6 protein-coding genes are annotated in these 8,213 nt (G+C 51.6%); all 6 read left to right on the top strand.

Going from position 1 to position 8,213, the window contains the following annotated elements; all coding sequences use genetic code 11:
* Window positions 1–30 precede the first annotated feature (30 nt).
* Entirely contained in the window at window positions 31–1,377 is a 1,347-nt protein-coding gene (locus tag F1529_RS10660) for a hypothetical protein (protein WP_155134564.1), read from the top strand.
* A 176-nt stretch (window positions 1,378–1,553) separates the two neighbouring features.
* On the top strand, window positions 1,554–1,940 hold the full coding sequence (locus F1529_RS10665) for a BlaI/MecI/CopY family transcriptional regulator (RefSeq protein ID WP_155134567.1): 387 nt from the start codon (window positions 1,554–1,556) through the stop codon (window positions 1,938–1,940).
* Window positions 1,940–2,902 (top strand): M56 family metallopeptidase, encoded by a 963-nt coding sequence (locus tag F1529_RS10670; protein ID WP_035246380.1) that lies wholly within the window; start codon window positions 1,940–1,942, stop codon window positions 2,900–2,902. The genes F1529_RS10665 and F1529_RS10670 overlap by 1 nt, the downstream gene beginning before the upstream one ends.
* A 10-nt stretch (window positions 2,903–2,912) precedes the next feature.
* On the top strand, window positions 2,913–4,223 hold the full coding sequence (locus F1529_RS10675; RefSeq protein WP_155134573.1) for a TolC family protein: 1,311 nt from the start codon (window positions 2,913–2,915) through the stop codon (window positions 4,221–4,223).
* Window positions 4,223–5,455, top strand: a complete 1,233-nt coding sequence (locus F1529_RS10680; protein ID WP_155134576.1) for an efflux RND transporter periplasmic adaptor subunit — start codon at window positions 4,223–4,225, stop codon at window positions 5,453–5,455. Before F1529_RS10675 ends, F1529_RS10680 begins: the two co-directional genes overlap by 1 nt.
* Before the next feature lie 12 nt (window positions 5,456–5,467).
* On the top strand, window positions 5,468–8,213 hold a 2,746-nt coding region (locus tag F1529_RS10685), incomplete at its 3' end, for an efflux RND transporter permease subunit (protein WP_155137326.1).

Consider the following 8,213-nt stretch of genomic DNA (forward strand, 5'->3'; position numbering starts at 1 on the left):
GTCGAGCGCTTTAAGCTAAACGACAGGGTGGTGAGTAAAGCAATCCGGGAGTTGTCTGAGAGCGGGGTGTTACAGAAACGATTTGTCGATGGGGGGCTGGGAAAAAGAAGGGCGTGCCTGGAGTTGAGGCCTCAGCTTGAGGAAGAGCTTGCTGGTCTGGAAAGTGAGCAGCCGGTCGTTGAGCTCCGCAGTCTTGCTGAACATGTGTTAACTGCGATAGGAGATGATATCGGCAAACCAGGCCAGAAATGGTTGACTCCCTACAATCGATTGGTACTGGCGGTGCTGTTGGTGAGGTCTAATTCAGCGGGCGCGGTATATGGGGTTGGGGGGAGTGATCTGAAGCGCTTGGCGGGCCTGACCGATGACGGATTGAGATCCCAGTTGAGTACGCTGATGCAGGGTGGATACCTTCGGAGCCGGGTTGCAGGAGTAACCGGAAGGCATTTGTTGGGAATGTCGAAAGGTGCATATTTCATTAACCTCACTCACCCTGACTTTATGAGTATTGGTGGCGCTGCCTGCTTTCTAATCAGGGAGGCCAAACTAAGTAGTAAAGAGAATCGGTACCGTACGGCTTTGGGTATGTACAACGCAGCCAAAGTGATTGGTAGTTTGCAGCAGAAGGAGGCGAGTGAGGCTAATAAATCGGCTAGGTGGAGAGCAGGTGATACGGGAATACTACCTAGCGCCCAGACGGCCATGGAGTTTGAGAGGGCTTTTACTGCAAGGAGAGAGTTGAGGGCTCCATGCAACTTGCATGAGAACTTTCGAGATACACCCAGTGAGAGATTTTCCCGATACCTGCAGATGCTCATCAACCGATATGCCAGCCAGATTGTTAATAGTTGTCTACATCATGGAGGTTGGGATGGTAATGATGAAAATGGAGAGCTTCGGACCGAAATAAGGCAGCATTTGGGTACCAAGGCGGCTCAGGCACCGTTGGCTGTGGTGGATGCGGTTGTCTGTGCTTCAATCCACGAGGCAGTCAAGGTATGGGAAGTTTTGGTTTCGGATGCGGAGATCAGGAGGGTGGTCATATCAGGGGTGAATTGCCTCATACTGCCACTATTTGAAGTGCGGCACGCTCACGTGGTTACTCCTATTGTCTTATCTGGTGAAGGGATTCCTGACGAGATGAGGGGGGAGTGCTGGAAAGTGAGCATGCTGCCTGATCTGGGAAGGCGGCTATATAGGCAATCGCACAGGAGGCATGCGGGGAAAGAGCAAGAGTTAGGTGCTCAGGCCGAATTATGGGGGTTGCGAGGTGTCGGGAAGAGATACCCCCTGAATAAATCACATGGATCCGGCCTGGCGGAAGCTGCGAGTTTCAGCAATTTGGTCACCGGAGCCCCTCCCACTGAAGGCGATTGATTTGCTTTAACCTTTGAGTGGGCTGCAATAATTGGCGGGGGGTTACAGGTGCTAAAGACAAAATTTGTCCGTGTGATGGTGGGAGAGGGAGCTAGTCATACAAAAGCCGATTGACGATCGGTTTTAGGTGTGTCAGTCTGATTACCAGATTGATAATCTCTAAGTGGTTAGGATTCATGCAGCTGGGTGAACTAGAAAAGCAAGTCTTGCAATACTTCTGGAAGGGGCGGACGGCAGACGCAAAGTCTGTCTATGCGCATTTCGAGAAGCAGCGCGGAGGTACCTTGAATACTATCCAGAGCACGCTGGATCGATTGTTCAAAAAAGGGCTCCTTTCCCGTGAAAAACAAGGGCATGCCTTTCAATATAGTGCAGCCATGGATCGCCAAGCTTTTATCGCCAAGCTTATCGAAGAAATTGGCGAAGATTACAGTGCGGATCCTGGCAGTACCCTTATTGCAGCTTTCAGCACCTTTTCTGAAAAGCTGTCGGATGATCAGGTTTCGGCCCTGGAAAAGCTGATTGAAGCGCGCCGGGCTGCCGACTCGGAGAGTAGTTGCTGATGATATTCGGCTATCCGGCGTTGTTTCTTCACTTGTTGACGATCCTGATCTTGGGAATGGTCACAGGAACGATGATGGCTAGTCTGCTGGTTCGTCTGGTTGCCAGTCGTCTGCCGCACTATCAATTGGCTATACGAAGAAACCTACTTTGGGCCTTTGCCGTTTTTCCGCTGTTTGCCGGGGTGGCTGCAGCGTTGCTTTCCTACCTCCCTGAGTGGAAGCCTCAAGCGAACCTGTGGCTGGCCGACATTATTCATTGGCATCATGCCTATCTTTTCTCGCCCGCATCCTGGCATGGGGTATTCTTGCTTTTTTGCCTTATTGGGCTGCTGGCCTTGTTTGCTTGGAGGGGCTGGCAAGGGGTGTCCGAAGTTCAGCGTCAGCAACTTCTCGGACTGCTCAGTGAGCGCGACAAAGATGGACTAGCAGAACTAGACACCCCTGTGCCAATGGCGTTTGTGGCCGGTTTGTGGAGTCCCAAGGCCTATATTACTCGAGGCCTTGCCTCCAGAATCAGTGCGAAAGAGCGGCGGGTTATTAGTCTTCATGAACAGGCTCATATTTGTCGCCGCGATCCGTTGGCCAAGTTCGCCTTCTCCCTGTTGACGTGCCTGTATCCCCCCGGTGTACGCCGTTTCCTGCAGGCCGAGTTTGAGCTGGCGATTGAACAGTTGGCTGATGAGTGGGTTGTGCAGCGCTATCCCCAGCCTGCAATTATCGCTCAGGCGTTACTCCAGGTGGAGAAAATCGCCGTAAACGCTCAAGACAGGCAAGCAGATGATGCATATAGCTATTTTGCCCGCCATGCGGTTGAACGGCGTGTTCATCACCTGCTAGGCGTCAGTGAATATCGTGCTTTGCCTGTGGTGACTGTTGTAGTGCTTGCTATTTCTGCAACATTAAGCAGCGCGGCCGGTGTTGACGTGCTCCATCATTTATTCGAAACCCTTTTCCTTCATTGAGAGAGTTCAGATGAGCTGGATTTCTGTTTTTTTTACGCGTAAAAAACCGATTGCCAATCGGTATTTGTCGCACTTGATGCTGCCCATTTTACTGCTGATAGGTCAGACCGCTTTAGTGGAGGATGCGGCGGCAGCCTCGCTGACTCTACAGCAAGCTATTGAGCGCAGCCTCACTCAGCATCCGCAACTGGAAGCCATGTCATTTCGTGCTGGCGCGTCACAGGCAAAAATTAACCAAGCCAAATTAAGAACCGCTACCGAAGTCCAGTTCGAAGTAGAAGATGCGCTCGGTAGCGGTGTCTACGAAGGGGCTGACAGCGCCCAGGCGACCTTGAGTCTGAGCTGGGCTTTGGAAGGTAAACAGATAGATAGTCGGGTCGGCGCCGCTGAAGCGCGCCAGTCTCTGGTTTCCATCGAGCTTGAGCGCCAGCGATTTGATGTGGGAGCGCGTACCGCACAAGCATTTCTCACTGCGCTGTCTTACCAGGAACGATTGGCTGTAGCCGAAGGGGCAAGAGACAGTGCGGCCCAATCTCTTGAAGAGATACGTCGCCGTGGTCGGGCAGGGGGGGCATCCCGAGTGGATGTCCTGCGTACAGAGGTGGAATTGCGTCGCCGTGAACTTGATGTGGAAGACCTGGAGCATGAGCTGGCGGTAGCCCGTCAGCAGCTTGCAGCGCAATGGGGTAACAGTGATTCAGCGGACTTTGAGCTGCTCGGACAGCTTCAGACAAATCAGACGCTGGTATCCATGGAGGATCTAAAAGTCAGACTCAAAGACAGTCCTAGAGTCAAAATCTTCCTAACCCGAGCCAGGGTGAATGAATCGGAGATGGCGATAGCCAAGTCCGATGCGCTTGCAAGTTGGCGCTTTTCTGCGGGTGTGCGTCGCTATGAGGCGACAGATGATTTTGGCGTAGTGGCCGGTGTTGCGATTCCTCTGGGTAAAAATCGGCGCAATGAAGTAAGGGTCAGCGAATTGCAGGCTAAACGATCAGTCAATCAAGCCATGGCGATCAGCGAGGAATCGCGTTTAAAAGCCAGGCTGTTTGAGTTGTATCAAGCCTTACAGCACAGCCGGCATCAGACCAGCACCTTGCATGAAGAAATTATTCCTCGGCTACAGAAGGCGGTGGCTGAGGCAAATAAAGCATATTCGGTTGGCCGTTTTACTTATCTGGAATGGCAATCCGTTAAACAGGAATTGCTGGATGCTCGATTGGCGTTGATCAGTGCGCAGTTGAGCTCCCACGTTAATCTCACAGAAATTGAACGTCTCACCGGAATATCTCTCTCTGCAAACAGTAAGGAGAAAAATTAATGAAAGTAGCAATAAAAAATATTGGTCTGCTGTTAGTGGTTTGTCTATTGGCGATTCTCCCTACTGTTGGTATTGCTGCTGGTGCTGTTGAAAATGAAGAGGCCGAGCCTGATAAGGGACCCAATAACGGTCTGATGCTTCGCGAAGGAAGTTTTGTGGTGGAGCTGGCTATCTTTGAGACCGGAGTGCCGCCAGAGTATCGCGCCTGGATAACCGACGATGGTAAGGCAGTGGATCCGGAAGTAGTGGAACTTGAGGTTGTGCTGACACGGCTTGGCGGCGTGCGTGATGAAATCGGTTTTACTGTTCAGGAGTCGTTATTGCGCGGAGATATGGAAATATATGAGCCTCATTCATTCAAGGTGACGGTAACCGCGCAATATCAGGGGAAGAACTACCAATGGCAGTATGACAGTTTTGAAGGCCGCACAACCATCGATCAAGAAGTCGCTGACTCCATGGGTGTTGTCACGGAGGTCGCTGGTCCCGCTCTCTTGCATGAGACTATTTCTGCCTACGGAAAGCTGAAGCTTCCTCCTTCTGGAAAGCGAGAGCTGCGAGCTCGTTTTACAGGACAGATTGTTCGTGTGCACAAAAAACTTGGTGATACGGTTTCCCGTGGAGATATTCTTTTTACTATCGAAAGTAACGATAGCCTACGGTCTTACTCATTGCGTGCCCCTATGCCCGGTGTGATCGCTTTTATGGATGGGGGGGCTGGTGAGGCGACCGGAGAACGTATCTTGGCCGTCATAGTAGATATCGAGCAAACCCAGGCAGAAGTCGCGGTCTATCCTCTTGACCGCCAGCGGGTAAAAGAGGGTAACCGGGTCATTTTGAAGCAGGCAGGTGGCAAGACGCCGGTGTCTGGCGAGGTGATCTTTATTGAACCTATGGCTGTCTCAGGCCAGTCCCAGAACGTGCTAATAAAACTAGACAAGCTTACTTTAGGCTGGAAGCCGGGGCAATTTGTGGCTGCTGAAATCGAAGTGGCTAAGCATCCGGTCGACCTTGCTGTGAAACGTATTGGGTTGCAGGGATTCAGGGATTTTACCGTAGTGTTTGCCAAGGTAGGGCAGCAGTATGAGGTGCGCATGCTGGAGCTGGGTCGCCAGGATAAAGAGTGGGTGGAGGTGCTCGGTGGTTTGAAGCCCGGCACCGAATATGTCAGTGAGAACAGCTTCCTTCTCAAGGCCGATGTCGAAAAGTCCGGCGCTTCCCACGATCACTAAAGGCCTGTAGATATGCTAGAAATCATAATTCAACACGCCATCCAGCGCCGCCGTTTGGTGCTGGTGGTTGTCGCTCTTCTGTCTTTTCTTGGATTGTGGAATTTCAGTCGCTTGCCGATTGACGCGGTGCCGGATATCACAAATGTCCAGGTGATGATTAATACTGAGGCGCCGGGATATACCCCGTTGGAAGTTGAGCAGCGGGTTACCTATCCGATTGAAACCACGTTGGCTGGCCTACCTGGGCTCGAATATACCCGCTCGGTCTCCCGTTATGGCTTATCTCAAGTAACAGCAATTTTCAGTGACGACACTGACGTCTACTTTGCTCGACAACTAGTAAGTGAGCGGTTATCAGGTGCCCGTTCGGATCTGCCTATGGGTTTGCAACCAGAGATGGGGCCAATCGCTACCGGGCTGGGTGAGATCTTTATGTTTACGGTGGATGCGGAACCCGGTGCCGTTGATGCACAGGGCAATTCCATTACACCCACGGACCTGCGTTCAGTGCATGATTGGATCATTCGCCCGCAATTGTTGCGTGTGCCCGGTGTTGTTGAGGTGAACCCCATTGGGGGCTATAAGCGGGAAATTTTGGTGGCTCTTGATCCGGGTAAGTTACTTGCAGCCGGTATCAGTCAGCAACAGATCGTAGAGGCTGTGGAGGCCAATAATCAAAATCGTGGTGTGGGATTTGTAGAGCAGAACGGCTCTCAATGGTTGCTGCGGGTGCCGGGTCAAGTTGTCTCACTTGAGGCTCTTTCCAATACCCTTGTGACGGCAGAGGATGGCAGTCGGTTACGACTTAAGGATGTGGCTACGGTAGAAGAGGGGCTGGAGTTACGTTCGGGAGCGGCAACCCAGAATGGCCGAGAAGTGGTAATGAGTACGGTGTTTATGCTGGTCGGTGAAAACAGCCGAACGGTCGCTAGCGCAGTGGGTGAAAAGCTTGAGGAAATCAAGGCTGGCCTACCGGAAGGTATTACCGCCACCGCTGTCTACGACCGCACCGGTCTGGTAGAAAAAACCCTGGAAACTGTACAAAAAAACCTATTGGAAGGGGCGTTGCTGGTCATCGTTATCCTGTTCCTTTTACTGGGTAATGTTCGTGCAGCGCTTCTAACTGCTGCTGTGATTCCCATTGCCATGTTAATGACCATTACTGGCATGGTACATGCGCGAGTAAGTGCAAATTTGATGAGCCTGGGTGCGCTGGATTTTGGTTTGCTGGTGGATGGTGCAATCATCATCGTGGAGAATTGCCTGCGCCGACTGAGCCAAGCGAAGGGAGCGGGGTCGTCACCAAGTCAGAAAGAGCGTCTGGTTATTGTCTTTACGGCAACCAAAGAGGTGATGCGGCCTGCACTGTTTGGTGTCTTTATCATTACCGCCGTCTATCTTCCGATATTTTCCTTGTCCGGTGTAGAAGGGAAGATGTTTCATCCCATGGCGCTGACAGTGATCATAGCCTTGGCTAGCGCCATGTTGTTGTCAGTAACGTTTGTGCCTGCCTGTGTAGCTTTGCTTTTTCGCAATGGAGTGGAAGAGAAGGAAAATAGAGCCATGATAGGGTTGCGAAATGGCTACCAACGTCTGGTAAAAAAAGCCGTAGATCTGCGTATGGTGGTTGTCTCTTTGGCTGTATTCGTTGTGCTCGGATCAATGTTTATGGCCAGTCGTCTTGGCAGTGAGTTCGTGCCGAATTTGGATGAAGGGGATATTGCTATGCATGCCCTTCGCATCCCTGGAACCTCCCTTGGTCAGGCAATTTCGATGCAGAGAACGCTGGAAGAAAAAATCCGGAAGATGCCTGAAGTGGAGAGAGTTTTCGCCAAAATTGGCACAGCCGATGTGGCAACCGATGCCGTTCCACCCAGTGTTGCGGACAACTTCATTATTCTCAAGCCTAGGGACCAGTGGCCAGATCCAGGGAAATCCAAGGCGCAAGTCGTCGAGGATTTATCTGCCATCGTCGATACTGTTCCGGGTAGTCGTTATGAATTTCTGCAACCGATACAGATGCGCTTTAACGAGCTGCTTGCCGGTGTTCGCGCGGAGCTGGCTATTAAAGTATTCGGTGATGACTTCAAACAGCTTGAGGCAGTGGGAAAGCAGATTGAAAGTGTGGTGTCTGAAATAGACGGGGCTGCGGACATTCAGATGGAGCAAGTAACTGGCCTACCTGTTTTGACGATTACACCTAAGGAGCCAGTGTTATCGTCGTATGGCCTAGATAAGTCAACGCTGCAATCCCAGTTGTCTATAGCATTAGGGGGTGAAGTGGCAGGGCGTTTCTATGAGGGTGATCGTCGAGCCGATATCGTCGTTCGACTGGCTGAAAAATATCGAACCGACATGGAAGGCTTGGGATATCTTCCTATTCAGGTTCCTGGTTTCGGTTCGATTCCCTTGCGCGAGCTGGCTAGTATTGACTTGGTTGATGGATTCAACCAAGTAAACCGTGAAAATGGCAAGCGTAGGGTGGTCGTCACCGCTAATGTGCGTGGCCGAGATCTAGGTTCGTTTGTGGAGGAAATTCGCGAAGCCATCAATGAAACCGTACAGGTGCCGGCAGGTTACTGGGTGGAATACGGCGGCACCTATGAAAAACTGCAATCTGCTAGTCAGCGACTGACGCTGGTTGTGCCACTGACATTGTTGATGATTGTGGCGCTGCTGTATTTTGCACTGGGTTCTATCAAGGATTCACTCGTGATCTTTACTGGTGTGCCGCTAGCGTTGACGGGCGGTGTGCTAC

It is taken from the genome of Alcanivorax sp. VBW004 (assembly GCF_009718865.1).
Classification (GTDB): Bacteria; Pseudomonadota; Gammaproteobacteria; order Pseudomonadales; family Alcanivoracaceae; genus Alcanivorax.

Excerpts from the sequence above, each read along its gene's own strand:
- F1529_RS10675 (WP_155134573.1), top strand. The coding sequence starts at position 2,913 with ATGAGCTGGATTTCTGTTTTTTTTACGCGTAAAAAACCGATTGCCAAT.
- F1529_RS10665 (WP_155134567.1), top strand. The coding sequence starts at position 1,554 with ATGCAGCTGGGTGAACTAGAAAAGCAAGTCTTGCAATACTTCTGGAAG.
- F1529_RS10680 (WP_155134576.1), top strand. The coding sequence starts at position 4,223 with ATGAAAGTAGCAATAAAAAATATTGGTCTGCTGTTAGTGGTTTGTCTA.
- F1529_RS10670 (WP_035246380.1), top strand. The coding sequence starts at position 1,940 with ATGATATTCGGCTATCCGGCGTTGTTTCTTCACTTGTTGACGATCCTG.